Annotated in this window: 24 protein-coding genes and 2 pseudogenes; 9 read left to right on the forward strand and 17 right to left on the reverse strand. The window is 71.2% G+C overall.

Annotated features, from left to right (window positions below):
* Nucleotides 1-62: 62 nt before the first annotated feature.
* The 3 genes and pseudogenes from ACIBAF_RS16655 to ACIBAF_RS16665 form a co-directional block, all read left to right on the forward strand.
* A pseudogene (locus ACIBAF_RS16655) lies at nt 63-320 on the forward strand (hypothetical protein); the annotation flags it as partial.
* A gap of 27 nt (nt 321-347) precedes the next feature.
* Nucleotides 348-1,037: a M24 family metallopeptidase gene (locus tag ACIBAF_RS16660; RefSeq protein ID WP_399464035.1), complete on the forward strand. Its 690-nt coding sequence runs from the start codon at nt 348-350 to the stop codon at nt 1,035-1,037.
* Nucleotides 1,038-1,078: 41 nt separating this feature from the next.
* Nucleotides 1,079-2,140, forward strand: a complete 1,062-nt coding sequence (locus tag ACIBAF_RS16665) for a threonine aldolase family protein (RefSeq protein ID WP_399463939.1) — start codon at nt 1,079-1,081, stop codon at nt 2,138-2,140.
* Nucleotides 2,141-2,185: 45 nt separating this feature from the next.
* Here the strand turns inward: ACIBAF_RS16665 and ACIBAF_RS16670 are convergent, their stop codons facing one another.
* The 5 genes from ACIBAF_RS16670 to ACIBAF_RS16690 form a co-directional block, all read right to left on the reverse strand.
* A complete protein-coding gene (locus ACIBAF_RS16670) occupies nt 2,186-2,716 on the reverse strand; it encodes a hypothetical protein (protein WP_399463940.1) in 531 nt (176 codons plus the stop codon).
* 112 nt (nt 2,717-2,828) lie between these two features.
* Nucleotides 2,829-3,002: a hypothetical protein gene (locus ACIBAF_RS16675; RefSeq protein WP_399463941.1), complete on the reverse strand. Its 174-nt coding sequence runs from the start codon at nt 3,000-3,002 to the stop codon at nt 2,829-2,831.
* Nucleotides 3,003-3,027: 25 nt separating this feature from the next.
* Nucleotides 3,028-3,384, reverse strand: coding sequence for a PRC-barrel domain-containing protein (locus ACIBAF_RS16680; protein ID WP_399463942.1), 357 nt, complete (start codon nt 3,382-3,384; stop codon nt 3,028-3,030).
* Between the two features lie 58 nt (nt 3,385-3,442).
* Nucleotides 3,443-5,428 (reverse strand): SpoIIE family protein phosphatase, encoded by a 1,986-nt coding sequence (locus tag ACIBAF_RS16685; RefSeq protein ID WP_399463943.1) that lies wholly within the window; start codon nt 5,426-5,428, stop codon nt 3,443-3,445.
* A 180-nt stretch (nt 5,429-5,608) separates the two neighbouring features.
* Nucleotides 5,609-6,826 (reverse strand): erythromycin esterase family protein, encoded by a 1,218-nt coding sequence (locus ACIBAF_RS16690; RefSeq protein ID WP_399463944.1) that lies wholly within the window; start codon nt 6,824-6,826, stop codon nt 5,609-5,611.
* A gap of 58 nt (nt 6,827-6,884) precedes the next feature.
* Here ACIBAF_RS16690 and ACIBAF_RS16695 point away from each other — a divergent pair, with 58 nt between their 5' ends.
* Together ACIBAF_RS16695 and ACIBAF_RS16700 are read left to right on the forward strand one after the other, a co-directional pair.
* The gene (locus tag ACIBAF_RS16695; RefSeq protein WP_399463945.1) at nt 6,885-7,598 is read left to right on the forward strand and encodes a TioE family transcriptional regulator; all 714 of its coding nucleotides are present in this window, start codon (nt 6,885-6,887) and stop codon (nt 7,596-7,598) included.
* 124 nt (nt 7,599-7,722) lie between these two features.
* Nucleotides 7,723-8,808, forward strand: a pseudogene (locus ACIBAF_RS16700) (chitinase); the annotation flags it as partial.
* Here the strand turns inward: ACIBAF_RS16700 and ACIBAF_RS16705 are convergent.
* From ACIBAF_RS16705 to ACIBAF_RS16740, 8 genes are all read right to left on the reverse strand, one after another.
* Nucleotides 8,808-9,383: a dihydrofolate reductase family protein gene (locus ACIBAF_RS16705; RefSeq protein ID WP_399463946.1), complete on the reverse strand. Its 576-nt coding sequence runs from the start codon at nt 9,381-9,383 to the stop codon at nt 8,808-8,810. The pseudogene ACIBAF_RS16700 and the gene ACIBAF_RS16705 sit on opposite strands and share 1 nt — an antisense overlap.
* Before the next feature lie 118 nt (nt 9,384-9,501).
* Nucleotides 9,502-9,978: a DUF6174 domain-containing protein gene (locus ACIBAF_RS16710; protein WP_399463947.1), complete on the reverse strand. Its 477-nt coding sequence runs from the start codon at nt 9,976-9,978 to the stop codon at nt 9,502-9,504.
* 69 nt (nt 9,979-10,047) lie between these two features.
* The gene (locus tag ACIBAF_RS16715; RefSeq protein WP_399463948.1) at nt 10,048-10,743 is read right to left on the reverse strand and encodes a GntR family transcriptional regulator; all 696 of its coding nucleotides are present in this window, start codon (nt 10,741-10,743) and stop codon (nt 10,048-10,050) included.
* Between the two features lie 79 nt (nt 10,744-10,822).
* Nucleotides 10,823-12,310: an aldehyde dehydrogenase gene (locus ACIBAF_RS16720; RefSeq protein WP_399463949.1), complete on the reverse strand. Its 1,488-nt coding sequence runs from the start codon at nt 12,308-12,310 to the stop codon at nt 10,823-10,825.
* An 82-nt stretch (nt 12,311-12,392) separates the two neighbouring features.
* Complete coding sequence (locus ACIBAF_RS16725) at nt 12,393-13,187, reverse strand: alpha/beta fold hydrolase (protein ID WP_399463950.1); 795 nt, start codon at nt 13,185-13,187, stop codon at nt 12,393-12,395.
* Nucleotides 13,184-13,735: an amino acid synthesis family protein gene (locus ACIBAF_RS16730; protein WP_399463951.1), complete on the reverse strand. Its 552-nt coding sequence runs from the start codon at nt 13,733-13,735 to the stop codon at nt 13,184-13,186. Before ACIBAF_RS16730 ends, ACIBAF_RS16725 begins: the two co-directional genes overlap by 4 nt.
* Complete coding sequence (locus tag ACIBAF_RS16735; RefSeq protein ID WP_399463952.1) at nt 13,732-14,346, reverse strand: amino acid synthesis family protein; 615 nt, start codon at nt 14,344-14,346, stop codon at nt 13,732-13,734. Before ACIBAF_RS16735 ends, ACIBAF_RS16730 begins: the two co-directional genes overlap by 4 nt.
* A complete protein-coding gene (locus ACIBAF_RS16740) occupies nt 14,343-15,497 on the reverse strand; it encodes an LLM class flavin-dependent oxidoreductase (protein WP_399463953.1) in 1,155 nt (384 codons plus the stop codon). Before ACIBAF_RS16740 ends, ACIBAF_RS16735 begins: the two co-directional genes overlap by 4 nt.
* Before the next feature lie 180 nt (nt 15,498-15,677).
* Between ACIBAF_RS16740 and ACIBAF_RS16745 the strand changes: the two genes are divergently transcribed.
* From ACIBAF_RS16745 to ACIBAF_RS16755, 3 genes are all read left to right on the forward strand, one after another.
* A complete protein-coding gene (locus ACIBAF_RS16745; protein ID WP_399463954.1) occupies nt 15,678-16,613 on the forward strand; it encodes a flavin reductase in 936 nt (311 codons plus the stop codon).
* A 25-nt stretch (nt 16,614-16,638) separates the two neighbouring features.
* On the forward strand, nt 16,639-18,075 hold the full coding sequence (locus ACIBAF_RS16750; protein WP_399463955.1) for a purine-cytosine permease family protein: 1,437 nt from the start codon (nt 16,639-16,641) through the stop codon (nt 18,073-18,075).
* Between the two features lie 255 nt (nt 18,076-18,330).
* Nucleotides 18,331-19,422: an FAD-dependent oxidoreductase gene (locus ACIBAF_RS16755; RefSeq protein WP_399463956.1), complete on the forward strand. Its 1,092-nt coding sequence runs from the start codon at nt 18,331-18,333 to the stop codon at nt 19,420-19,422.
* 213 nt (nt 19,423-19,635) lie between these two features.
* On the opposite strand, the gene ACIBAF_RS16760 is transcribed toward ACIBAF_RS16755, so the two are convergent.
* Both ACIBAF_RS16760 and ACIBAF_RS16765 read right to left on the reverse strand, forming a co-directional pair.
* Complete coding sequence (locus ACIBAF_RS16760; protein WP_399463957.1) at nt 19,636-20,502, reverse strand: GyrI-like domain-containing protein; 867 nt, start codon at nt 20,500-20,502, stop codon at nt 19,636-19,638.
* A gap of 128 nt (nt 20,503-20,630) precedes the next feature.
* Nucleotides 20,631-21,449: an SDR family oxidoreductase gene (locus ACIBAF_RS16765; protein ID WP_399463958.1), complete on the reverse strand. Its 819-nt coding sequence runs from the start codon at nt 21,447-21,449 to the stop codon at nt 20,631-20,633.
* A 213-nt stretch (nt 21,450-21,662) separates the two neighbouring features.
* Here ACIBAF_RS16765 and ACIBAF_RS16770 point away from each other — a divergent pair, with 213 nt between their 5' ends.
* Nucleotides 21,663-22,586, forward strand: a complete 924-nt coding sequence (locus ACIBAF_RS16770) for an alpha/beta hydrolase (protein WP_399464036.1) — start codon at nt 21,663-21,665, stop codon at nt 22,584-22,586.
* A 223-nt stretch (nt 22,587-22,809) separates the two neighbouring features.
* Here the strand turns inward: ACIBAF_RS16770 and ACIBAF_RS16775 are convergent, their stop codons facing one another.
* Nucleotides 22,810-23,466, reverse strand: a complete 657-nt coding sequence (locus ACIBAF_RS16775) for a response regulator (RefSeq protein ID WP_399463959.1) — start codon at nt 23,464-23,466, stop codon at nt 22,810-22,812.
* The gene (locus tag ACIBAF_RS16780; RefSeq protein ID WP_399463960.1) at nt 23,463-24,809 is read right to left on the reverse strand and encodes a sensor histidine kinase; all 1,347 of its coding nucleotides are present in this window, start codon (nt 24,807-24,809) and stop codon (nt 23,463-23,465) included. The genes ACIBAF_RS16775 and ACIBAF_RS16780 overlap by 4 nt, the downstream gene beginning before the upstream one ends.
* Nucleotides 24,810-25,207 lie beyond the last annotated feature (398 nt).

Consider the following 25,207-nt stretch of genomic DNA (forward strand, 5'->3'; position numbering starts at 1 on the left):
ACTCGCCGGCACAGCCGCCGGCCCGGTGGCAGCGCCAGACCGACGTCAGCTTCGAGTGCGCCATCAGCGGCGTCCGGCACCACTGCTTCACCGGACCTCTGCTGCACGACGTCCTCACGGCCGCAGGGCCCGGCTTCGACCCCGCCCGCCGCAAGGACCGCCTGCGCTTCCTGATCGCGGTGTCCGGCGCCGACGGCCACCACGCGCTGCTGTCCTCGGCGGAGCTCGACCCCTTCTTCGGCCGCGCCCCCGTGCTGCTCGCAGTCACCATCGACGCCGCCCCGAACCGCCCGCCGGCCAGCGGAATCCCGTTGCCGGAAGCGATCCGGATCACTACGGTCGGCCCCATGGCGGACGACGAACCCACGCGCGCGGCACGACTGTTGGACGCGCAGGCCAAGGCCGAACGGCTCTTCGCGGAGATCGAGAGGCGCGGTCTCGTCGCGCCGGGCGAAGGCGAGCGAGCCGTCAGCGACCGTGTCCGGGATCTGGCGAACGAGCTGTTCGGCACGACCCGGCACTGGCACAAGCGGATCGTGCGCTCGGGCCCGAACACGCTCGCGCCGTACCGGGAGAACCCGCCGGACCGGGTGATCGGCGCGGACGACATCGTCTTCGCCGACTTCGGGCCCATCTTCGAGGAGTACGAGGCCGACTTCGGCCGGACCTTCGTCCTCGGCGACGACCCGGTCAAGCGACGCCTGCGGGACGACCTGCCGAAGATCTTCGCCGCCGGCAAGGGCATCTTCGAGAGCGCCCCGGACATCACCGGCAAGCAGCTGTACGCCGAGGTCGAGCGGCTGGCCGCCGACGCCGGCTGGGAACTGGGCGGCTGGCACGCCGGGCACCTGGTCGGCGAGTTCCCGCACGAGTGGATCGACGGCGCGGACACGGAGTCGTACATCACCCCGGCCAACGACACCCCGCTGCGGCGCACCGACAAGGCCGGACGCCGCTGCCACTGGATCCTGGAGATCCATCTCATCGACCGGGAGCGGGAGTTCGGCGGCTTCCACGAGGAGCTCCTCACCCTCTGACCGACGGTGAGCGCACGCACCGGACTCAAGGAAGCCCGCCCATGGACACCAGCATCGGCTCCATCCCCTCAAGTCGCGCATTCCTCAGCGACAACATGGCCGGGGCGTCCCCGGAGATCGTCCAGGCCGTCGTGGACGCAGCCGCGGGACAGGTCCTGCCGTACGGCGGCGACCCGTTCACCGACAAGGTCCGACGCAAGCTGGACGAGATCTTCGAGCGGGACACCGCCGTCCTGCTGGTCTCCACCGGCTCCGTCGCCAACGCCCTGAGCCTGGCGGCCCTGACCCGGCCCTGGGGAAGCGTCCTGGCCCACCCCGCCAGCCACATCAACACCAGTGAATGCGGAGCCCCCGAGTTCTTCACCGACGGCGCCAAGATCGTCGCCGTGGCCGGCCACGACACCAAGGTCGACCCCGATGCTCTCCATGAGGCGGTGCGCCACCGGGTAGGGGATGTGCACAGCGTGCAGCCGTCCGTCCTGAGCATCAGCCAGGCCACCGAAAGCGGCAGCGTCCACACCCTCGACGAGATCCGCCGCCTGTCCGGCATCGCCAAGGACGCCGGCCTGCGCGTCCACATGGACGGCGCACGCTTCGCCAACGCCCTGGACTGCCTCGGCGCCTCCCCGGCCGAGATGACCTGGAAGGCCGGCGTGGACGTGCTCTCCTTCGGAGCCACCAAGAACGGCGCGATGACCGTCGAAGCCATCGTCTCCTTCGACCCCGCACTGGCCGGCGAACTCGCCTTCCGCGCCAAGCGCGCCGGGCAACTGGCCTCCAAGATGCGCTTCCACGCCGCCCAGTTCGACGCCTACCTCACCGACGAGCTGTGGCTGCGCAACGCCCGCCAGGCCAACGCCATGGCCCTGCGGCTGAGCGACGGCCTCAAGGCCGCCCCCGGCATCGGCCTGGCGGCCACCCCACAGGCGAACATCGTCTTCTGCAGCCTGCCCCAGCAGACCGTCGAAGGACTCCTCGCAGAGGGCTACACCTTCCACCACGGCCGCTGGGGCCCCGGAGTCGTCCGGCTCGTCACCGCCTACTCCCACACCCCGGACGACATCGACCGCTTCCTCGAAGCGATCCGCCGCCACACCCGCTGAGCACCGGCTGCGGGCGCCGTCCTCGCGCACGGCGAGGCGAGTCGCTCAGTGGACGTAGGCGTCGCAGAGACCGCCGACGGCAGGCGGCACGGGTGACTGGTGCGACCACGCGCACACGGTGCGCATGTCGTACGTGGGCCGGGGCTGGGTGGTGTGCGGGCGAGGCGTCTGGCGGCGCGGCACGACAGGGGGCGCCGGCTGGTGACGGGCCCGCGGTGGCGTGGCGGCGGGCGTGGGAGGTGCGGGAGGAGCGGGACGTGCCGCCGTGCCCGTGTGCGAGCGCGCCGACGCCTGGGCCCGCGGGGGCCGGTGTCCCTCGGTGTTCGAGGAACGGCGCTCCGCGACCCGGCGGCCCCGGGTGTGCTGCTCCGGCGCCCGGGTGGGGGCGGTGGTGACGAGGGCGGTGCGGGCTGAGGCCTGGCCGGGGACCTGGCCCGGAGAGGGGACGGGGGAGGGCGTGCGGGCGGCGGCCGGGGCCATGTGCGGGGGCGGCGGCGCGCCGGAAGGGAGGGAGACGCAGCCGCCGGCGAGGAGGACGGCGGCCAGGACGGTGGCGAGGGCGAGGGTACGGCGCATGCCCACAGGGTGGCGGTGGGGCCGTGTGACACGGGGCTGCTTCGCCGGTGATCACCGGCATGGGTGACGGCTGCGGTGGGGTCGACGGTCGGCGGGCGGGGACAAAGCCCCGTCAACGGGTCAGGCGGTGCTTTCTTCCGCCCCGGCGGAAACGCATCGCGGCGTAGATGAGATCGGCGAGGAGAACGAGGGCGCCGATGATCAGCAGGTAGAACATCCCGTGGGCCGCGAACCCGATGATGCCCAGGACGAGGGCCACGAGGATCAGAAACAGAAACAGGCTCATGGGTACTCCCGAGGGCCACGACGCCTCAGCGGCGGGCAAGGCGTCGCTCGCCGCCGGCGCCCGGCGCATAGTCCAGTTCGTAGTGGGCGAACACCTTCGGTTCGTCCTGGGCGCGCAGCTGGCCGTCGACGTCGATCGCCGGGGCCTTCTTCACGGCGTTCTTGTTGTGGGCGACCTTCAGATAGCCCGGACCGACTGTCGCCCCGCTGAGCGGCACGAACACCAGGCGACGGCGGGTGGGAAGACCCACGGTCACCGTGGCGAAGCTAGGCCTGTCGGTCCCGGTGTCCACATAGACCGACTCCAGGACGCCGATCCTGTGCCCCTGTGGGTCGACCACGCGGTGACCGCGCCATTCACGGATATCGCCGGCCTCGAACATGAGGTACCTCCGTAAGGGCGGGTACCCCGAATCGGCTCGACAGCCACGTCGGTCCGTCTCACTGCGGTCGGGCCATCAGCACCGCGACGTCGTCCTGGGCCGGGTGCGGCAGCATCTGCTCGAGGACGCCGTCGCAGAGTGCGGCGAGTGGCCGACCGGGGCGCCGCAGAGCCCGCGCGAGCCGGTCGAGTCCCTGATCGAGGTCCCTGCCGCGGGCTTCGATGAGCCCGTCGGTGTACAGCACGAGCAGACTGCCCGCGGGCAGCGGGACGACCTCGGTCCCGAACTGCTGCCCTCCCGTTCCCAGCGGCGTCCCCGGGGAGCCGTCGAGGAAGGTGATCGCCCCGCCGGGCGCCACCACCGCCGGCGGGGGGTGGCCGGCCCGCGCGACGAGGCACCCGCCGGTGGCGGGATCGTGGACGGCGTACACGCAGGTCGCCATCTGGTCCTCGCCCATGTCGGCGACGACGGCGTCCAGCGAACGGAGCATGTGGGCCGGCTCGATGCCGTGCCGGGCGAGCGTACGCACCGCCGCACGGAGCTGGCCCATGACGGCAGCGGCGCGGATGCCGTGCCCCATGACGTCCCCGATGACGAGTCCGGTCCGGTCCGCGGGCAGCGCGATGACGTCGAACCAGTCGCCGCCGACGTCGTGTTCGCTGGCGGGCAGGTACCGTCCCGTGAGCTCCAGACCGGGGACGGCGGGCAGCGCGCTGTTGGTCAGACTGCGCTGCAGGGTGAGGGCCGCCGCGCGCTGCCGGGTGTACATGAGCGCGTTGTCGATGTTCAGGGCGGCGCGCGCCGCCAGCTCGTCGACGAGCACGCAGTCCTGCTCGTCGAAGGGCTCGCGGCTGCGCAGCCGCGTCACCACGATCGCGCCGAGCACCTTGCCCCGGGCGACCAGCGGGACCAGCCTCGCGGAGCCCAGGCTCATGAGATAGGCGCGCAGCTCGCCGGCCCGGGGATCGGTGATCAGCGCCGGGACGTCGGCCCGGTAGAGGTTGGTGGGACGGCCGTCGGCGATGACGCGTTCGTAGAGGGAGCCGTGTGCGATGCGGGACGTCATGCCCGGGAGCAGCTTCGCCGTGGGGGCGGAGGGATCGGGGAAGACAGCGGCCATCCGTCGGACGACGCCGTGCGTGGCGGCGGTGGACTCGTCGGGCGCGATGACCTCTTCGAGGAGCTGCACGTCGGCGGAGTCCGCGAGCTGGGGCACCAGCATCTGCACGATCTCCTCGGAGGTCTGCCGCAGGTCCAAGGTGGTGCCGATCCGGGTGCCGGCCTCCGCCAGCAGCGCGAAACGGCGGCGGGCGCGTTCGGCGTCGCGTTCGGCCTGCTGGCTCTCCGTGATGTCGATGAGGGAGGCGATCAGGCCCAGGGTCCGGCCGGCGCCGTCGAGCAGTGGGGCGTAGGAGCACGACCAGGTCCGTTCACGCTGGGGGTCCGCCGGAGTCCGCCCGGAACGGCGGACGTCGACGACGGCCGTCCCCCGGGCCAGCACCTCCCGCATCATCGACTCCAGGGCCACCGCGTTGACGCCGGGCACGACCTCCGTCAGCCGCCGTCCGACATGCTCGGCGGCGGAGACGCCGTTCATCCGGGCGAGCGCGTCGTTGACCCGTAGGAAGCGCAGATCGGTGCCGAGGGTGGCCAGACCGATGGGGGACTGACGGAACAGGCTCTCCAGGGCCGCCAGGGAATCCCGCATGCGCAGGACCTGGGACGTCTCCACGGCGATCAGCAGTGCTCCGGGCCGTCCCCGCGCGTCGGAGGCCGGTACGATCCACATCTCCATCGTGACCTCATGGCCGTCGCGGTGGCGCACCGACAGAGTGCCGACGACGGTCTCCCCGCCCTGGACGCGATGGGTGAGCTGGTCGGCCAGCTCACGGTTGCCGTCGGGGACCAGCAGGGCCGACGCAGGCCGGTCGAGTACGTCCTGCGGCTGGAACCCGAGCAGATCCTGGGCGGCGAGCGACCACTCGACGATGCGGCCGTCCGCGTCCTCACGCCACAGTGCGATCGGAAGCAGCTCGCGCAGCACACCCGCGTATCCGACAACCCCCGAAGGCCGTGCGGGCGCCTGTCCCGACCTCTGAGGGGCATTCACCGTGCTACCTCCCCATGAGGTGATATTTCATAGGAAAAACCATATCCGGAAAGATCCGGAAGAGCGGACTCCACCCGTGCCCGAGGCAGCGGTGGCGGTGGGGGCCTGAGCGGACTACTGAGGCCGGCGCCGGCTCTGCAGGGCGTCCTTGACGAACACGATGCCGTCGCTGTCGGCCAGGTGGGCCGGGTCGAGCGGGGAGTAGCCGAACCAGGGGGACACGCGGGGCGCGGGCCGTGCGTCGCCGAGCGCGGTGGCCAGTCGCCGGGCGTCGACGACGCAGCGGTCCGCCGGGAGCGCGTACAGGAGCCCCTCGACGGTGTCCGGCGGCGGCGTGTCCACTCCCTGGTGCCGGATCGTTCCGAGGGCGGTGGCCACGAAGGCGTACCCCTCGCCGAGCCGGGCGCTCACCAGCGCGCCGGCGCTCCACCACTCCACCGTCCTCCCGCCCATCCGCATCGTGCTCTTCTCCCGCTGGAGATGGCCGTTGTGGGCGTGGACCAGAGCCGGGCGCCGAGCGGCGACGGCGAGGAGGTTGTGGGCCATCATCTGGTCCCGCACGCCCACCAGCCAGGTCATGCGTGCCGGTGAGGTGTCGGCCATCCAGTAGTGGTAGCGCAGCAGTCCGGTCGCGGTGCGCCCGTGAAGCCGCGCCCGGTCCCAGTCGTCCCGCGAGGTCGTGGTGAGCAGGTGCGGCCTCTGCAGGTCGAGCAGGGCCACCAGATCGTCGGCGAGCAGCCGTAGCCGACCGGCTTCGGCCGACCGCCCCACGGACCGGGACGGGTCCCTCATCGCGGCGGGGTCGGTCCATCGGTCGTCGGCGCCGAGGAGGCGGTCCAGTGTCTGCTCGGTACAGGGGAGCAGGTCCGCGTCCACCCGGGGTGAGAGGTAGCCGTGGAGTGCGGTGAGGGCCTGCCGGGGGCTCGCGGCGCCGGTGATCTCCAGCGGCCCGTCGAAGCCGGCGAAGCGGAGCCGCTCGGACGCGGGCTGGCCGTCGTTGTGGGCGCGCATCCAGCGCACGAGCTCGCGGTTGCCCGCGAAGGCGCCCCAGCCGTGGCTGAATCCCTGCTCCATGACCTCGTCGAGGGCGCCCGTGCCCGAGAAGACGTAGTCGTCCACGATCAGGCCCCTCAGGCAGTCGCTCTCGATCGCGATCGTCAGGTAGCCCTCCTCCTCGACGAGTTGCCGGAAGAGCTCGTTGCGCAGGTCGAGCAGAGTGTCCTCGCCGTGGGTGGGCTCGCCGAGGGCGAGCAGGCGAGGCCGGGCCGGGAGCAGCTTCATGACGGCGGCAGCCTCGACGGCATGGGCGGCGTCCTTGATGTCAGTAGCCATGCCGTCAACGGTATCGTTGAACCTTCGGTTGAGACTTTTCCGCGATAACGTCGCTTCCATGGGGCGAAACCTTCAAAGCGGTGAGCGGCTCAGGCCGGTTGATCTGGCGCGCGGGCACGGTCTGTCCACGCAGGCGATCAGGAACTACGAGGAGGCCGGCATCCTCCCGGCCGCCGCTCGCACACCCCACGGCTACCGCACCTATACCTCGCTGCACGCGGGCGCTCTGCGCGCGTTCCTCGCCCTGGCGCCCGGCCACGGCCACCAGACGGCGACGTCGATCATGCGGGCCGTGAACCAGGGCGCGGTCGATGAGGCGTTCCGCCTCATCGACGAAAGCCACGCCCAGCTCCTCGACGACCGGCGAACCCTCCAGGCGGTGGAGAGCGCCCTCGGCGACCTGGAGCCCACCACGCCGCCCGAGCCCGGCGGCACGTTCATCGGGCCACTGGCAGGCAGGCTCGGAATCCGGCCCGCGACGCTGCGTAAATGGGAGCGCGCCGGTCTGGTGCGCCCGCGCCGCGACCCGCGGACCGGGTACCGCGTCTACGACGAAGCCGACGTCCGGGACGCCCGGCTGGCCGGCCAACTCAGGCGGGGCGGCTATCTGCTGGAGCAGATCGCCCCGCTGATCGCCCAGGTGCGGGCGGCCGGCGGGCTGGAGCCGCTGGAGGCGGCGCTGCGCGACTGGCACGGTCGGTTGTCCGCCCGCGGGCGGGCGATGCTGGCCGGGGCCGCAGAGCTGGAGGCGTACCTCCGCCGGCGCGGCTGAGGGGCTCCAGGAGCTCGGTCAGTTAACTGTAAAGAACCTTGACAGTTATCTGGTCTAGTCCAATCATGGGTCACTGTTCGGCCCGCGGTTCTGTCCTTCCGCTGTCCCCGCCTGCCCTTTTCCCATGGGAGCGTCAGTGAGACGACCTGGTCCCCTTCGTACGTTGCTGTCCTGCCTGAGCGTGACCGCTGTGTCCGCCGGGCTTGTCGCACTAGGAGGAGGGGGTGCGCTTGCCGTGCCGGACACCCTCCCGGCCCACGGCAAGCCCATGCCGCCCCAGGTGGCGGCGCCCTACTTCGAGGCGTGGACCGGCGAAAGCCCGGCCCAACTCGCCGCCGCCTCGGGCAACAAGTACCTCACGCTGGCCTTCCTTCAGACGGCCACGGCGGGCTCGTGCACCGCGTACTGGAACGGCGAGGCCGACCAGCCGATCGCCCGCACCACGTTCGGCCGCGACATCGCCACGATCCAGGCACGCGGCGGCAATGCCATCCCGTCCTTCGGCGGCTGGACCGCCGACACCACCGGCACCGAACTGGCGGACAGCTGCACCAGCGTCGCCGCCATCGCCAAGGTGTACGAGAGTCTCGTCACGACGTACGGCATCACCCGGATCGACCTCGACGTCGAGGGCGACTCCATCGACAACGCCGCCGGAATCGACCGCCGCAACAAGGCGATCGCCGAGGTCCAGCGCTGGGCCGACCGCACCGGCCGCAGCGTCCAGTTCTCCTACACCCTGCCCACCTCCACCACCGGCCTCGCAGCCAACGGCCTGGCCCTGTTGCAGAACGCCGTCGACAACGGCGCGCGGGTGGACGTCGTCAACCTCATGACGTTCGACTACTACGACGGCGCCACCCACGACATGGCGGCCGACACCGAGACAGCCGCCGCCGGCCTGCACGACCAACTGGCCGCGCTCTACCCGAAGAAGAGCTCCGCGAGGCTGTGGAGCATGATCGGCGTCATCGAGATGCCCGGCATCGACGACTACGGCCCCGAGGAGACCTTCACCGCCAAGGACGCGGTCACGGTGGAGGAGTGGGCCGAGGCGAAGAAGATCAACACGCTCTCGTTCTGGGCGCTCCAGCGCGACAACGGCGGCTGCCCGGGCACCGGCGGCTCGGATTCGTGCTCCGGCATCGCACAGGACACCTGGCACTTCAGCCATTCCTTCGAACCGTTCACAAGCGGTGACCCGCGCCCCTAGGGGTGCAGGACGTCGAAGACGTTCTTCTGCAGACCGTTGGCGTAGACCTCGTGCTCGACGAGCTTCAGCTTCTGGGCGTCCCTGTCCGTGGCGCTGAAGAGTCGCTTGCCCGCCCCGAGCAGGAGCGGGAAGACGAGCAGGTGGTAGCGGTCGATCAGGCCCGCGTCCGAGAGGGCCTGGTTCAGGGCGGCGCTGCCGTGGACGATGATCGGGCCGCCTTCGGTCTCCTTGAGTGCGGCGACGGCGTCCAGCGAGCGAAGGATCGTCGTCTCCCCCCAGTTCGACACCAGGTCGTCCTCGGTGAGGGTGGTGGAGACGACGTACTTCGGCATCGCCTTGTAGTCGGCGAAGTCCTCCATGCCGGGCCACACCGGGCTGAACGCCTCGTAGCTGGCCCGGCCCATCAGCATCGCGGCGGCCTCCTTCTGCTCCCGGCCCTTGATCTCGTACGCCTCGGGGAGGAACTCGACGTCCTTGAAGGTCCAGCCGGCGTTGCGGTACCCGGGCTCGCCGCCCGGGGCCTCCACGACGCCGTCGAGCGAGATGAAAGCGGTGCTGATCAGGGTGCGCATCGGAGGTTCCTCGCTGTCTCGGGTCCGGTTCTCAGCTGACTCGGTCGGCGCCCGCTTCGACGACGCTCTCGACAGCGGCGCACCAACCGTGAACTCTGACTGCGGATCACGCAGAAACTCATCGGTCCTGGCCTGGGCCCGGTTCGTAGGAGCTGACGGCGTACAGGGCTTCGTCGTCGATGGAGTTCTCGTCCCAGTCCAGGGAGATCCGCACGGGGTGCCCGTCGGCGGCGTACTCCGCCTCCGCCGTGTCCGCGTCCTCGCTGCGGGCCCGGTGCAGCGTGTTCAACAGCTTGCCGAGGGTGGGCACTTCGCCCGGCAGATCCCGCGCCTGCCGCCGGCTGTCCTCGTCGAGCCCGACCACCTCCGCCACTTGGCCGTTGCGGACCTTCACCCGGAACGTCCCCGCCAGGACCTGGGTGCTCGACGTCAGCGTGTAGGAGTACTGGGCAGGCTCCTCCCAACCGCTCTGCGGCTCCTTGGCGTCGGCGGAGGTCGTAGCGGTCGAGGAGCCGCAGGCTGTGGTCGCAAGCGGCAGAGCCCCGAGCAGCGCGGCCGTGGCCACGATTCGAGCACGGGAACGTCCGGCGGTCATGGTGACTCCCTCGGGGTCGGTTACCGCTGAGACGCCGGACGACCCGAGAACGTTCACGGCGGCAGTCCCTCAGCTCTGCTGCTGCCGTTCGTCCATGCCCGCCATGAGGGCCTGGTGACTGCGCCGGACGTGTTCGCGCATCACGCGTTCCGCGCCGTCGCCGTCCTTGGCGCGGATGAGGTCGAGGACCCGGTGGTGCTCGTGGTCGGACTCGCTGAGGCGGCCCGGCTGGGCGAGGGAGGTACGGACCAGGCGCGCGTACGCCAGCTGGTTCATGAGCGTGCGGTAGTGCGCCTCCAGTTTGGAGTTGTCCGCGCCGATGACGAGCAGGTCGTGGAACTCGTGGACCAGTTGCGCGTACCGCCCTGCGTCGCCCGCGCGGACGGCCTCGTCGGCCTCCCGCATGTTCTCCTCGATGCGGGCCACTTCGGGAACGTTGCCGCGGAACGCCAGCAGCCGGGCCGCGGCGCCCTCCAGCAGCTCCTTCATCTGGAACAGCTCGGTGATCTCGCGCCGCGACGGCACGGCGACGAACGTGCCCACCCGCGGCCGCACCTCCACCAGGCCCTCGATCTGCAACTGCTTGAGGGCCTCGCGGATGGGGGTGCGGCTGACGCCGAACGTCTCCGACAGCGCCATCTCGGACAGGCTCGAACGCGGCGGGAGCTCCCCACTGATGATCATCTGGCGCAGCTCTTCGGCGACCCTGGCCTGCATGCTGGTCTGCTGCAGCGGTTTGCGTCCTCGCCCACTGGGTTGTTGCATGGTACGTGAACGTAATGTGGGGAGGCGTGTGGCGTCAACCGTCCTGGAAGCGCCACCGTCGTCTGCCATGCAAGACGGCTTATGACCGCAGGACGAACGGGTCACCGACAGGTTCCTCACTCGTGTTGATCCACACGCTCTTCAGCCGGGTGTACTCCCGAATGACCTCCGTGCCGTGTTCGACGCCCGTGCCGCTGCTCCTGAAGCCAGAGCGCGGCGACATCGGCGACATCGACCGGTAGGTGTTGGCCCACACGGTGCCGGCCTCCAGGCGCGCCGCCATGCGGTGGACGCGGTTGACGTCCCGGGTCCACACGCCCGCGGCCAGGCCGTACACCGAGTCGTTGGCGATGGCGAGGGCCTCCTCCTCGGACGCGAACGGCATGACCGTGGCCACCGGTCCGAAGATCTCCTCCTGGCAGATGCGCATGGAGTTGTCCGTGCCGGTGAACACCGTGGGGGAGTAGAACCAGCCGCCGAGCCCGGTGTCCGGGCGCGCGCCGCCCACCACCACCTTGCCGCCCTCGGCCAGCCCCAGGTCCACGTAGGACTCGACCTTCGTCAGCTGGTCCGCCAGGGCCAGCGGGCCCAGCTCGGTGGCCTCCTCCAACGGGTCCCCGATGCGGATGGTCGCGGCGCGTGCCGTCACTCGCTCCAGGACCTCGTCGTAGACGTCCTCGTGGACGAGCACGCGGCTGCCCGCCACGCAGGTCTGACCCGCGGCCGCGAAGATCCCGGCGATCACTCCCATGGAGGCGGAGGCGAGGTCGGCGTCCGGGAAGACGATGTTCGGGGACTTCCCGCCGAGTTCGAGGGTGCAGCGTACGAAGCGGTCGGCGCACGTGCGGGCGATACGGCGGCCGGTCTCCGTGGAGCCGGTGAAGGTCACCTTGGCCACGGCGGGGTGCTCGGTGAGGGGCGCTCCCGCGGTGGCGCCGAAGCCGGTGACGACGTTGACCACGCCGGGAGGGAAGCCGGCCTGCTCGAAGAGGGGGGCGAGGGCGAGGAGGGAGGCCGAGGTGTGTTCCGACGGTTTGACCACGACCGTGTTGCCCGCGGCCAGGGCGGGGGCGAGTTTGGTGGCGGTGAGCAGGAGGGGGGAGTTCCAGGGGGTGATCGCGCCCACCACGCCGACCGGTTCGCGCAGGGTGTAGTTGAGGAGGTCGCGGCTCGCGCCCGGGACGACCTCACCGTGGATCTTGTCGGCGAGGCCGGCGTAGTAGTGGAAGTACTCGGGGAGGCCTGCGAGTTGGGCTTGCATCTCACGCAGGAGCTTGCCGTTGTCGAGGGTCTCCGTGCGGGCCAGCTCCGCCGCGTTCTCGCCGATGAGCTCTGCGAGCCTGCGCAGCAGGCCGCCTCGCCTGGTCTGGCTGAGGTCGCGCCAGCGGGGGTCTTCGAAGGCGGTTCGGGCGGCGGTGACAGCCCGTTCGACGTCAGGGGCTGTGCCGTCGGCGGCCTCGTACCATGCCTGGCCGGTGGTCGGGTTGACGCTCTCGAAGTACGCGCCGGACGCGGGAGCGGTCCATGCGCCGGCGATGTAGTGCTGGTGGCGGGGGAGTGGGGTCATGAGGGCTGCTCCTCGGCTGCGGGTTGTGTGTGGTTGCTCGCGCTCGCGCGGCGGAGCCGCACCTGGGCACAGCCCCGCGCCCTCACAGGGGCGCTCTTGCCGAGCCCGTGTGCGTCAGCACCGCCTCGGTCAGCTCCTCCGGGCGTTCCAGGGGAAGGAGGTGGCGTGTCTCCGGCACGACCAGGGCGTGGGCGCCCGGGATCCGGTCGGCCAGCAGTCTGGACATCGCCGGCGTCGAACCGGGGTCGTCCGAGCCCGTCACCGCGAGGGTCGGCGCCGTGATGTCGGGCAGGCGGGGCCACAGCCCTGCGTCCGCGGTGGCGAAGACGTCGTAGCAGGCCAGGTACGACGTGCGGTCGTTCTTCAGCAGGATGGTGAGGACCGACCGGGCCAGCTCCGGCTCCCGGGTCCGCCACTCGGGCGAGAACCAGCGCTCCACCGCCGCGTGCGCCGACGCCTCGAAGTCCTCCAGGGCCCGCTCCCGACGCCGTGCCACCGCCGCCCTCGCCTCCCGTGACCGCCCGGCGACCGAGCTGACCAGGGTGAGCGAGGCCGTCAACTCAGGCCTCACAGCAGCCAGTTGCTGGGCGATCAGGGCGCCGAGGGAGAACCCCACGAGGTGCGCGGGGCCGGTCAGCAGTGCCGCGACGTCGGCCGCCAGCTCCTGCAGGGACACGCCGGGAACGGCGGGAGGAGACGCGCCGTGCCCGCGCAGGTCGACCACGGTCACGCGGTGCCGTTCGGCCAGCGCGGGCAGGCAGCGCTGCCACATGGTGCGGTCGAGACCCACCCCGTGCAGCAGCACGAGATCGGGACCGGCGCCGTGCCCCTCGTGGCTCAGCGCCACCGACCCGCCCATCGCACCCATCGCGGTCATCGTTCCGTTGACAACGGCGCCAAGCGAGCCTGTGGACGCCCCTGCGACGCGGCCGCCAGGCCGATGACGATCTCGTCGGCGCGGGGCCCGTCCGGCACGCGGACCTCGATCGTCTGGTGGTGGGAGCGGATCGTCGCGTCCGTGATGTGCTTCAGGGGGATGTCGAAGACCGTCCCGGCCGCCGCCCGCTTCTCGACCGCCGGCAGCAACGTCGTCGCCTGGGCCGCCTTGCGGAAGTGGTCGCCGAACTTGAGCGTGTGGATCAGCGCCGAGCCGTGCTCGATCTCCCCGTCCAGGCCCACGATCGCCGCCTTGCCGTACGCCTCCACGGGCGCCCCGAGCGCCTCCACCACCCGCGGTGCCAGCAACTCGCCCAGTTTCGGGGCGACTTCGTCGATGCCAGGCAGCAGGTCGGCGACGAAGCCCTGCCCGGCCCACGGGTTCTCGATCACGGCGAGCACCACCGCCGTACGGGCCGGCGGGTCGACCGGGCGGCCGCCCTCGGTGTGGATGTCCTCGGTGAAAGTGATGATCTTGCGAACGTTCATCGGGCGCTCTCCAGCTTCTCCAGGTCGGCGAGACGGACGGCGGGATCCGTACGGCGGTCTCCGATACGGGCGTTGGGACGCGGGCCGGACGCGGCTGCGGCCACCACGACGAGCTCGTCGGGCCGGGGCGCGTCCGGGACCCGGATCTGGACGGTCTGGTAGTGCGAGCGGGTCGCCGCCGCCGTCTTGTGCCACAGCGGCACGGTGAGCGGCTCACCGGCCGGCAGCCGATCGTCGCTGAACACGATGATCGACGTGCCCTCGGTCAACTCCCGCAGGACGTTGCCGAAGTACGGCGTGTGGATCAGCGCGCCGCCGTGCTCGATCTCCCCGTCCAGGCCCACGACGGCCGCCTTGCCGAAGGCTTCGACGCGGTCGACCCCGCCCAACGCGTCGATCAGCTTCCCGGTCAGCAGCTGCGCCAACTCCGGTGCCACCGCCTCCACTTCGGGCTGCAGGTCGGCGACGAAACCGCGCCCCGCCCAAGGGTTGCGGAGCACCGCGGCCACCGCGACCCGCCGTACCTGAGTCGCCACCGGGCGGCCGAGCTCCAGCAGCACCTCGTCGACGACGGTCACGACCTTGCGGATGTCGCAGGCGCCGCGGCTCATACGGCGAACTCCGGCATGACCTTCTCCGCGAACAGCTCCAGGCTGCGCATCGCCTTGCGGTGGGGCAGCCCCGGATGGGTCGTCCACAGCAGCAGATGCTCCAGGCCGACCTCGTCACGCAGCTCGGCCACCTTCTCGGCGACGTACTCGGGCGTGCCGACCAGCAGGTTCCTGTCCTGGAGGAAGTCGAAGGACAGCTCGTGCGCGTCGGTGAGCTCCTCGCCCGCCTCCATGAGGTTGCTCAGACCCCGCCAGTGCATGATCCAGCGGTACGTCGTCATCAGCGCCTCCTCGAAGTCGGCGCGGGCCTGCTCCATGGTGTCGGCGACGTAGACGTCCCGCACCAGGCCGATGCCCTCGCCGAGCGCGTACGCGCGGCCGGAGGCCTCGCTCGCCGTGGCGCGGTACAGCTCGAAACGGTCCTTCAGGGCGGACACCGGCGGCAGCCAGAACATGCCCTGGACGCCGTCGGCCGCGGCCGCCTGGATGGACCGGGGACTGTCGATGACCTGCCAGAGCGGCGGGTGCGGACGCTGCGCCGGGAAGGGCGTGACCTGCATCTTCGTGATGACGCCGGCGTCCGTGTAGTCGTCCGTGGCGGGGGAGAGCGGGTGGTTCCACTTCACGCCGGGGGACGGGAACTCGTAGAAGCGGCCCTGGTGGGAGAAGAACTCGCCGCTCCACGCCTTGCGCAGGATCTCGACCGTCTCGTCGTACAGCGCCCGGTTCTGCTCCTGGTCGCGGGGGTCGGCCAGGGCGTTGAGGTTGAGCGCCTCGCGGCCGTACAGGCCGCGGCCGAGGCCGACCTCCACGCGGCCGCCGGAGAGCTGGTCGAGCATCGCGATGTCCTCGGCGAGCCGCAGCGGGTGCCAGAACGTGGCGATGGAGGCCGCCTGGCCGATGCGGATGCGCGATGTACGGGCCGCGATGTCGGCGCCCATGAGGACCGGGTTCGGCGTGATCTCGATCGCCTCGTGCCCGAAGTGGTGCTCGGTGTACCAGGTGGACCAGAAGCCGGCCTGTTCCGCGGCGATCGCGAACTCCCGGGCCTCGTCCATGACTTGGGCGTACTCGCCGAGCCGTCCGGGCGCTCCGAGGTTGTGGAATATCGAGAACCGCATCCCGTGACCTTCCCTCTCTCGCTGTGCCATGGCAGCGAGGCTAGGAGCCCGAATCGGGACCGTCAAGGGTCAACTACGACGAAACAAGTCTGACCTGTGTTTTTGATCGTCACCTCGGCAATCTCCAGGCTTTTCTGAACGAGGTGTTGACACCGAACCACCCCCTCCCTACGGTCCTCTGCCATACAAGAGCTGACTGAGGGACCCACCATGACCCACACTCTTGACCGCCCTGCCGCCGCCGATCGCACCTCCCGCATCCGCTCCGCCTGGCGGGCCGCCTGGGACCAGGGGCACGTCGAGGCCCTGGACGAGCTGCTCAGCCCCACCTACGTCCGCCGTCGCGGACCCGCCTCCGCCGCGCAGGACCGCGACCAGCTCAAGGACTCCATCCGCGCCATGCGCGAGGCCTTCCCCGATCTGCGCACCGAGATCGAGGACATCGTCGAGGACGGGGACCGGCTGGCGATCCGCTGGCGCAGCACCGGCCGGCACACCGGCGCCTTCCTCGGCGTCCCGCCCACCGGGAAACCGGTCGAGGTGTCCGGCGCGACCTTCGCCCGCTTCGAGGGCCCCTCGGTCGCCGAGGAGTGGGTGACCTTCGACTCCCGGCAGCTCCTGGAGGCGCTCGGGATCATCACCACCGGCCATCAGGCGGCGGTCGACGCCGATCTGGTGCGCGGGGTGCACCGCAAGTTCATCACCGGCGTCACCGTGGTGACCACGGACGACGACGGCACGCCCCGCGGCCTCGCGGTCAACGCCTTCTCCAGCATCTCGCTCGACCCGCCGATGGTCCTGGTCTGCGTCCAGCACAGCTCCAGCACCCATCCCGCGCTGCACCGGGCGAGCCATCTCGGCATCAGCATCCTGGCCGCCGACCAGCTCGACGTGGCGAAGACCTTCGCCTCCAAGGGCGACGACAAGTTCGCCCACGTCTCCTGGACGCCGGGCGCGTTCGGCGCCCCGTTGATCGACGGTTCCTGCGCGCAGCTGGAGGTCGAGATCGGGGAGCGGCTCGAGGCCGGCAGCCACACCGTGTTCACCGGCCGGGTGGTCTCCGCCCGCCACGACGACCTCGCCCCGCTGGTCTACAGCGGCGGCGGTTTCTTCGACATCTCGCACACGGCGCCGTTGCCGTGGTGACCCTCCCCGTCCCCAGGAGCACCGCATGACAGAAGGAACACCGGCGCCGGTCTACGGCAGCGCGGTCACCAAGGTCGAGCCCTTCGGCGTCGACCACATCCCCGACAACGAGCGGCACGGCAAGCCCAGCTCGCAGTTCTTCGTCTGGTTCGCGGCCGGTCTCAACTTCCCGATCATCCTGCTCGGCTTCAGCGCGGCCTGGTTCGGGCTGAGCTTCGGCGCCGCCGTCACGGCCATCGTCGTCGGGGCGGCGCTCGGGTCCCTGCTGATGGCCGTCATGTCCCGCATGGGCGTACGGCTCGGCGTGCCGCAGCAGATCCAGGCCCGCGGCCCGCTCGGCTTCTTCGGCAACTTCCTGCCCGTGGCATACATCAACGTCTTCGCCGGCGTCGGCTGGGCGGCGGTCACGGTCATCCTGGGCGGCAAGGCGTTCGCCGAGCTGACCCATCTGCCCTACTGGCTGTGCGCCGCGGTGCTCACGGCGATCGAACTGGTGGTGTCGATCTACGGCTACAACATGATCAACTACCTCCAGAAGGTCCTGACGTACGTCCTGACCCCGCTCTTCCTGCTCATCACCGTGGTCGCGGTGGTACGCGGCGGCAGCCTCTTCCACGCCGACCCGAAGGCGTCCGGATACATCGGCTCCACCGGCGGCTGGGTCACCTTCGGCGGCTGGTTCCTGTCCTTCCTGGTGGCCTGGGCGCCCTTCGCCTCGGACTACTCCCGCTATCTGCCGGACACGCCCGAGGTCGTCACCCGCACCGCCTGGTACACCGGCCTCGGCAACTTCGTCACCATCTGCTGGCTGGGCATCCTGGGCGTGGTCGTCGGCGGCAGCGCCAGCAGCTCGGACTCCATCACCGCGCTGCACGAGCTGGCCGGCCCGTTCGCCGTGCCCGCCCTGCTCGCCGTCGGCCTGTCCGCACTCGCGCAGAACTTCCTCAACGTCTACGGCGGCGCGATCTCCGTCCAGACGCTGAAGATCCCGGTCAGCCGCTCCCAGGCGGTCACCGGCATCTGTCTGCTGGCCTACGCGATCAGCCTGTGGGGCGAGTCGGGCACGGAGGACAAGTTCAAGGTGTTCCTCAACCTGACCGCGTACTTCATCGCCCCCTTCGCGGCCGTCCTGCTGCTCGACTTCTACCTGGGCGGCCGCTCCGACCCGTCCCGCGTCGCCGAGCTCTACGACCGGCGCCGGGTGCTGGGCTGGGGCTTCGTCGCCTGGGCGGGAGGCGTGGCCGCCTCGGTGCCGTTCTGGCAGTCCAGCTTCTACACCGGGCCGTTCTCGGCGGCGTATCCCGGGGCCGGCGACCTGAGCATGTTCGTCGCGGCCGGAGCGGGCGCGGTGCTGTACCTGCTGACGTACCGGCTGAAGCCGCTGTGGGTGCGGGGCCCCTCCGGGGGTTCCGGGGGTTCCTCCGAGCTGACGTCAGGTGAACCGTCCGCCGTCGTGTCCTGACCGGGAACGTCCGGGCCGGGTTCCGCCTCCTCATGGGCGGCGCCCGGCCCTTCGGCAACAGGCCCTGCGGGACCTGGGCGCCGCCCGCACGAACCGAGCCGGACATCCTCCCTCGGCTTCAGACCGACGCCGCAAGGGCCAGACGACCCAGGCCGGAATCCCTGGACTTCGGGCCAGGGAGCACGTCAAGATCGAGTCCGCTGCCATGGCCCGCGTCCCCCGCGCGGGCACGAACCGGATCCCCGAGGAGGGGCTGTGATCGCCGTCGTAGGCGCCGGGCTGACGGGCGCGGCCACCGCCTGGCAACTGGCCCGGCGGGGCCATGAGGTCACACTGATCGAGGCGTACGACATCGGCCACAGACACGGCAGTTCGCACGGCAGCTCACGGATCTTCCGACGAGCGTACGCAGACCCCTTCTACGTACGGCTCACCGGTCAGGCGCACGAGCAGTGGCGGGAACTGGCGGACGACGCCTCAACTCCCTTGCTGCGCACGACCGGTGGCCTCGACATGGGTGAGGGCGGCGACCCGGGGGCGATCGCGGAACTCCTCGCCGCAGCCGACGTGCCCCACGAACTCCTCGGCCCGGAAGAGGCCTCGGAGCGCTGGCCGTACATCCGCGTCACGGGCCCGGTCCTGTACCACCCGGACGCGGGCGTCGTCGACGCCGACCAGACCGTCGCGGTCTGCGTACGGCGGGCGATCGAGCACGGGGCGCAGGCGATCACCGGCACCCGCGTCACGGGCATAGACGTCCAGGGCGCCCCGGAGAAGGTGCTCCTGCACACCGAGGACGGCCGTGAGATCGTCGCCGAAACGGTGGTGATCGCGGCCGGACCCTGGCTGCCCGAACTCGAACTCCCCTTTGCCCTCCCGCAGTTGGAGGTGACCCAGCAGCAGGTCTTCCACTTCCGGCAGCGAGACCAGTCCGTGCGGTGGCCGACCCTGATCTGGGACGGCGACCTGCACCTGTACGGCCTTCCGTCGGGCAGCGACGGCGGCCCGCTCCCCACCGTCAAGGTCGCCGAACACGACCGCGGCACCCCCACCACCGCCCGCACCCGCACCGGCGTCGTCGACCCGTCCTCGCGGACCCGGGTGAGTGGTTTCGTACGCGACCGCCTCCCGGGCCTCGAGCCCGACCCGGTGGCCGAGGCGAGCTGCCTCTACACCACCACCGTCGACGAGGACTTCGTCGTCGACCGCCACGGCGCGTTCGTCATCGCCTCCCCGTGCTCCGGCCACGGCGCGAAATTCGCCCCGCTGATCGGCGCGATGGCGGCCGACCTCGCCACCGGCCGCGCCGAACCTCACCCCCGCTTCCGCCTGGACCGCGCGCACTAGGAAGCGCCGGTGACCGAGCACCCCACCCCGGCAGCGGCCTCCGGGGTCGGCATCTCCAAGGCCACGCTGTCGAAGGTCGAGAACGACCGGACCGCGTGCGGTCGCACCGCGCTCTCCCGGCTCGCCCGGGGTCTGGACGTCCCGTCACGGCCTCGTTCCGCGCAATGGACGACGAACGCGAGGCGGTCCTCGTCCCCGCATTCGGCGCGCTGCTCAGCCCTGTTCCCGCTCCACCGGAAGCCACAGTTCGGCGTCGGCCTCGCTCTTGTCGGGCGACAGGCGGGTGCTCAGGATCTCCGGGCCGGGGCGGCTGCGGTACGGGTTGGACGGGAACCACTGCGTGAACACGTCCCGCCACAGTTCCTGGATGGCCTGCGGGGCCGGCCCGGAAGTGGTGAAGACCGCCCAGCTTCCGGCCGGGACGGCGAGGGCGGTCATGCCCTCCGGCACGGCCGCGGACGTGATCACTGCGTGGTAGTAGTCGAGCTCGGTGCCTTCGGCGCGGCTGGGGTCCAGGTCGTCGCAGACCGCCACGATGCCCTGCGGCTCCTGGTCCGACAGCTTCTCCAGACGCTCCAGGACCTGCGGGTCGATCCCGCGGACCAGGTCGATGATCGCCTGGTTCGGTCCCGTGTGCACCAGGGGTATCCGGGCCTTGAGGCCGACGACGGTGAAGTCCGGCCGGTCCACTACGCGATAACGCATGCTGCTGCTCCCTTCGACGGTGAGGCGGAAGGTCAACCGGGGCTGGGAGACGAGCGCTGCGCCGGTGCGCCGGGCCTCGCCCGGCCCGACACCGTGCATGGCGCGAAACGCCCGGGCGAAGGCTTCGCCCGAGCCGTAGCCGTAACGCAGCGCGATCTCCAACAGCGACTCACGCCCTGCGAGCACCTCGGCGCCCGCGACGGTGAGCCGCCGACGCCGTATGTACTCCGACAACGGCATGCCGGCGAGCGCGGAGAACATCCGGCGCAGGTGGTACTCCGAGGTGGCCGCGATCCGCGCCAGCCCCGCCACGTCGACGGCCTGATCGAGATCACGCTCGATGTGTTCCATGGCCTTGTTGAGCCGCTCCAGCACGTCCGGTCTCCTTCCTTGCTTGTGATCACCACGCTAGGCGGCAGGCATCGGGCCGGACCCGACATTCTGTGCCCGATCCCGTCGGGTAGAGGCGGTCCCCCCGGACGAACGCGTCGGCGACCGCGGCCTCAGCGAAGGAATGCGCGGGCGCCGCGGAGCCGGGTCCGCAGCCGCTGCTGTGTGGCGCAGCAGTCGAGGCGTACGTCGAGGGGCCCGGGCAATGAGGTGTCGGCTCGGCGCCCGGCGGGCAGCCGCCTGGCGTCAAGGCCGTCGCGCCGGGCGATCAGCACGCCGAGATCGTGGCGGCTCAGGGCGTCCGGCCCGGCGAGATGGAACATCCCAGCGGCGTCGGACAGTGCGATCTCCCACAACGCGGCGGCCAGGTCCTCGACGTGGACCGGGCAGCGGACGTCGTCGGTGAACAGGACCCCCTCGCGGGCGCCGCCCGCCAGAGCGTGCACCGCGCGCTCGTGCACGGACCGCCCGTGTCCGACGATCAGCGAAGTCCGGGCGACGGCGGCGGCCGGCATCAGCAGCCGCACCGCCGTCTCCGCGGCGGCCTTCGCGGCCCCGTACGGGGTGAGCGGATCGGGCAGGCAGTTCTCGTCGTAACGGACGCGCACGCCGGAGAACACCGCGTCGCTGGAGACATGGACCAGACGGCAGCCCCGCTCCGCGGCGGCCAGCGCCACGCGGACGGCGCCGTCGGCGGTGACCGCCCAGTCGGCCCCGCCGCTCGACGCGTTGACCACGACCGACGGGGCCACGTCGGCGATGACCGTGGCGACGCTCGCGGCGTCGCGGACGTCGAGCGGATGCCAGGCCACCCCCGAGGCTCCGCCGGGCCGGGACGCGAACGTCGCGGACGTCTCGAGCCCCGCCGCGGTGGCCTGCCGGATCAGTTCGGCGCCCAGGAAACCACTGCCCCCGATGATCAGGACTGTCATGGACCGACACGGTAGCGAACGCGAAGTCAACTACCTCTGGAACGTCGCCTTCCGCCAACCTCAGCAATCTGACGTAGTGACCGACACCGCGGCGGTCCGTACGCTCCCGGGTGTCACCGATCCGTAGCCGACAGGTTTCGCTGGGAGTGGAGGCCCGCCGTGCACCCTGGCCGTGCCCGCCTGTTGATCTGGACGATTCTGGTAGCGCTGGTCATGGCAGTCCTGCCCGGGACCGCGACCGCCGCCGTCGGCGGCAGGGGCAAGGAGGGCGGTGCCCGGGTCGTGGCAGAGGAGAGGGTCGGCCCTCGCCAGATCGACCTGACCGTCGCGTCGCCCGCGTTGGGCCGTACCGCCAAGGTGCGGCTGCTCACCCCGGATGGCTGGAACGAGCGCGGCAAGAGCCGGCGATGGCCGGTGCTGTACCTGCTCCACGGCTGCTGCGACACCTATGACAGCTGGACCCGCGCAACCGACGTCGAGAACCTCGCGCAACTGCGCAACGTGCTGATCGTCATGCCGGAAGGCGGCCCGGTCGGCTGGTACAGCGACTGGTGGAACCACGGCAACGGCGGCCCGCCCGCCTGGGAGACATTCCACCTCGGCGAGCTGCGCCCGCTCCTGGAGCACAGCTACGGCGCCGGAACCCGGCGGGTCGTCGCCGGGCTGTCGATGGGCGGCCTGGGATCCCTCCTCTACGCCGCGCACCACCCCGGCATGTTCCGGGCGGTGGCCAGCTTCAGCGGCGTGGCGCACCCCCTGTACGGCGACTTCCCGTCGGGGCTGATGAGCGTGTTGAAGGAGTACGGCGAGGATCCCCTCGCCCTGTGGGGCGACCCCGTGGCCCAACGCGCCCTCTGGGCGGCTCACGACCCGTACTACCTCGTCAACGGGTTGCGCTCCATCCCCGTCTTCCTCTCCAGCGGCGACGGCACCGCCGGCCCCTTCGACCCGCCCGGCACGTACGACGACCTCGAGGCCGTGCTCAACCAGATGAACCACGCCCTCGCCGACCGCCTCAAGGCCAAGGGAGCGCACCTCACCACCGACTTCTACGGCCCCGGCACCCACGATTGGCCGTACTGGGAGCGCGAGCTGCACCGCTCCTTGCCGCAACTGCTCCACGCCTTGCAACGGTGACAGTGCGGGAGCTGCCACTGGACCGTTGGCACGAACCGGTAGGGGTGTGGCCCTTGCGTGCGGGGGCTCAACTGAGGTGCGGGCGGGGCCCGCGAGGCGGTGCGGGTGACGCCCTGAGCGGTGCCGAAGTGGTCGGCTTCGGGGACGTGTCGGGGTACACGGGTCGGGGACGCGGGGAGTCGGCCTGGCCGTCAGAGGGGCTCGGTGAGCGGGGTGGGTCGGTTCATGCGGGGCGTACGAGTCCGGTGTCGTAGGCGAAGATCACGGCCTGGACGCGGTCGCGGGCGTCGATCTTGGCGAGGATGCGTCCGATGTGGGACTTGACCGTGGACTCGGCGAGATGGAGGCGCTCGGCGATCTCGGCGTTGGTCCAGCCGCCGGCGATGGCGGTGAGGACCTCGCGCTCGCGCTCGGTGAGATCGTCGAGGCGGCGCTGCTGCTGCGGGGTGTGGCCGGGGAGGCGGTCGCCGAAGGTGTCGAGGAGTTTGCGGGTGAGGCCGGGTGAGATGACGGCGTCGCCGGCGGCCACCGCCCGGACGCCGGCGACGAGTTCCTCGGGCTGGGCGTCCTTGAGGAGGAAGCCGCTGGCGCCGGCGCGCAGGGCGTCGTAGGCGTACTCGTCGAGGTCGAAGGTGGTCAGGACCAGGATGCGGGAGCGGCCGCCGGACTCCACGATGCGCCGCGTCGCCTCGATCCCGTCCATGCCGGGCATGCGTACGTCCATCAGGACGACGTCGGGTCTGAGTTCGGCGGTCGCCCGGACCGCTTCGCTGCCGTTGGCGGCCTCGCCGACGACGTTCATGTCGGACTCGGCTTCCAGGAGCATGCTGAAGCCCATGCGCTGCAGGGCCTGGTCGTCGACGATGAGGACGGTGGTCATGAGGGGTGCTTCTCCGGGGAGTCGAAGGAGTCGGGGGAGTCGGGGGTCGGGCTGGGGAGGAGGCGGGCGCGGACGGTCCAGCCGCCGTGGGCGTTGGGGCCGGCGGTGACGTCGCCCTGGTAGAGGGCGGCGCGTTCACGCATGCCCACCAGGCCATGGCCGCCGCCGGTCAGCGAGCTGCGGGTTTTCGGGGAACGGGAGGGGCCGGCGTCCTCGACGGTGACATGGACGGCGTTCTGGCCGGCCGAGAGGGACACCCGGACCGAGGTGTCGGAGGCGGCGTACTTGACGGTGTTGGTCAGGGCCTCCTGGATGATGCGGTAGACGGCGAGCTGGAGTCCCGCGGCCAGGCCGGTGAGGTTGCCGGCGGTGTCCAGGGTGACGTCGGGCCCGGCGGCACGGACGCGGCCGAGCAGGGCGTCGAGGTCGGCAAGGCCGGGCTGCGGGGCGAGCGGAGCACCCGGGGGCCGGTCCTGGAGGTCGCCCTGGTCGCCCTCGTCGCCGATGACGGCGAGCAGACGGCGTAGTTCGGCCAGGGCGTCGCGGCCGCTGGCACTGATGATGCGCAGTGTCTGGGCGCCGCGTTCCGGTTTGGTCGAGGAGAGCGCGGCGGCGCCGTCGGCGAGGCCGACGATGACGGCCAGGGTGTGGCCCAGGATGTCGTGCATCTCCCGGGAGACGCGGGCGCGTTCCTGCGCGGTGGCGAGCCGGGCCTGCTGGTCGCGCTCCTTCTTCAGCGCGTCGATGTAGGCGTCGGCGAGCCGGCTGAGCAGGCCGAGGGCGGCGAACGCCGCCATGGCGACCATCGCCATGAGAGTCACGACCTCCGGTCGCGTGGCGTGCTCCAGCTGGCCACCCGTCCAGAAGACGGCTGCCCAGGCGACGAGCTGCCCGAGGGTGACGCCGACGGCGAGGGCCAGTTGGCGCGGGGTGCAGTGGCGGCCGACGTTGAACAGGGCCACGACGCGGGCGGAATCGGCGCCGGTCAGCACCCCCAGGGGGAGGGCCGTCACGGAGACGGCGGTGGTGAGGGCGAAGACCAGCATGGGCCGGCGCTCCCGCCAGAGCAGGGGCACGGTGAAGGCGAGGAGCAGAGCCACCTGCGCCGCGACGTCGCCGGTGTTGTAGGGGTTGAGGTAGGAGTTGACGCCGAGCGCGGCGCAGAAGGCCGGAGCCCCCCAGTGCCGGATCCGGGGATGGGCCCGGTCGGCCCGCCGGATCCGGGCCAGCCGGGCGATGACCGAGACGATCACGCGCTGCTCGGAATCGCTGGTCAGGGTCTCCAGGAGCCGGCGCTCGTCCGGGTCGGTGGCCTGAGCAGCGGGTGCGCTCGGTGCGGTCACGGGGGTCCTTCGCGGGTCGGGGGCCGCCCGCCGGTCCCGGGGGAGTATGACCGGCGGGCGGGGCCGGTGGGAGCGGGGCGATCCGTCGGCGATCGGGGGACGGCCCGCAGCTGTCGCCGCGGCTCGTCGCGGTCAGCGCTTGCGGTTCAGCTCTTCCCTATCTTGCTCACCGCTGTCGTCTTCGATGGGGTGGGATCGTTCGGCGCGGCGGATTCGCTGGAGCGTGCCAGACGCTGCTTGAGCTCGGCGAGTCCTTGTATCCCGCCGTGACTTCCACCAGTGGCCTGCCGTGGTGGTGCCGGGCAGGCGCCGACGTGGTGGCCGCTGTGTCCGAGTACGTGTATGTGTTGGACCAGGCGTCGTCGCCGGAACGCCAGCCGGCCGAGCCGGTAGAGGAA

Origin of the sequence: Streptomyces sp. NPDC051677, assembly GCF_044453465.1 — a bacterium.
Lineage (GTDB): Bacteria > Actinomycetota > Actinomycetes > Streptomycetales > Streptomycetaceae > Streptomyces.

Coding starts and splice junctions, on each gene's coding strand:
- ACIBAF_RS16660 (WP_399464035.1), top strand. CDS start 348: ATGGCGGACGACGAACCCACGCGCGCGGCACGACTGTTGGACGCGCAG.
- ACIBAF_RS16665 (WP_399463939.1), top strand. CDS start 1,079: ATGGACACCAGCATCGGCTCCATCCCCTCAAGTCGCGCATTCCTCAGC.
- ACIBAF_RS16670 (WP_399463940.1), bottom strand. CDS start 2,716: ATGCGCCGTACCCTCGCCCTCGCCACCGTCCTGGCCGCCGTCCTCCTC.
- ACIBAF_RS16675 (WP_399463941.1), bottom strand. CDS start 3,002: ATGAGCCTGTTTCTGTTTCTGATCCTCGTGGCCCTCGTCCTGGGCATC.
- ACIBAF_RS16680 (WP_399463942.1), bottom strand. CDS start 3,384: ATGTTCGAGGCCGGCGATATCCGTGAATGGCGCGGTCACCGCGTGGTC.
- ACIBAF_RS16690 (WP_399463944.1), bottom strand. CDS start 6,826: ATGGCTACTGACATCAAGGACGCCGCCCATGCCGTCGAGGCTGCCGCC.
- ACIBAF_RS16695 (WP_399463945.1), top strand. CDS start 6,885: ATGGGGCGAAACCTTCAAAGCGGTGAGCGGCTCAGGCCGGTTGATCTG.
- ACIBAF_RS16705 (WP_399463946.1), bottom strand. CDS start 9,383: ATGCGCACCCTGATCAGCACCGCTTTCATCTCGCTCGACGGCGTCGTG.
- ACIBAF_RS16710 (WP_399463947.1), bottom strand. CDS start 9,978: ATGACCGCCGGACGTTCCCGTGCTCGAATCGTGGCCACGGCCGCGCTG.
- ACIBAF_RS16715 (WP_399463948.1), bottom strand. CDS start 10,743: ATGCAACAACCCAGTGGGCGAGGACGCAAACCGCTGCAGCAGACCAGC.
- ACIBAF_RS16720 (WP_399463949.1), bottom strand. CDS start 12,310: ATGACCCCACTCCCCCGCCACCAGCACTACATCGCCGGCGCATGGACC.
- ACIBAF_RS16725 (WP_399463950.1), bottom strand. CDS start 13,187: ATGACCGCGATGGGTGCGATGGGCGGGTCGGTGGCGCTGAGCCACGAG.
- ACIBAF_RS16730 (WP_399463951.1), bottom strand. CDS start 13,735: ATGAACGTTCGCAAGATCATCACTTTCACCGAGGACATCCACACCGAG.
- ACIBAF_RS16735 (WP_399463952.1), bottom strand. CDS start 14,346: ATGAGCCGCGGCGCCTGCGACATCCGCAAGGTCGTGACCGTCGTCGAC.
- ACIBAF_RS16740 (WP_399463953.1), bottom strand. CDS start 15,497: ATGGCACAGCGAGAGAGGGAAGGTCACGGGATGCGGTTCTCGATATTC.
- ACIBAF_RS16745 (WP_399463954.1), top strand. CDS start 15,678: ATGACCCACACTCTTGACCGCCCTGCCGCCGCCGATCGCACCTCCCGC.
- ACIBAF_RS16750 (WP_399463955.1), top strand. CDS start 16,639: ATGACAGAAGGAACACCGGCGCCGGTCTACGGCAGCGCGGTCACCAAG.
- ACIBAF_RS16765 (WP_399463958.1), bottom strand. CDS start 21,449: ATGACAGTCCTGATCATCGGGGGCAGTGGTTTCCTGGGCGCCGAACTG.
- ACIBAF_RS16770 (WP_399464036.1), top strand. CDS start 21,663: ATGGCAGTCCTGCCCGGGACCGCGACCGCCGCCGTCGGCGGCAGGGGC.
- ACIBAF_RS16775 (WP_399463959.1), bottom strand. CDS start 23,466: ATGACCACCGTCCTCATCGTCGACGACCAGGCCCTGCAGCGCATGGGC.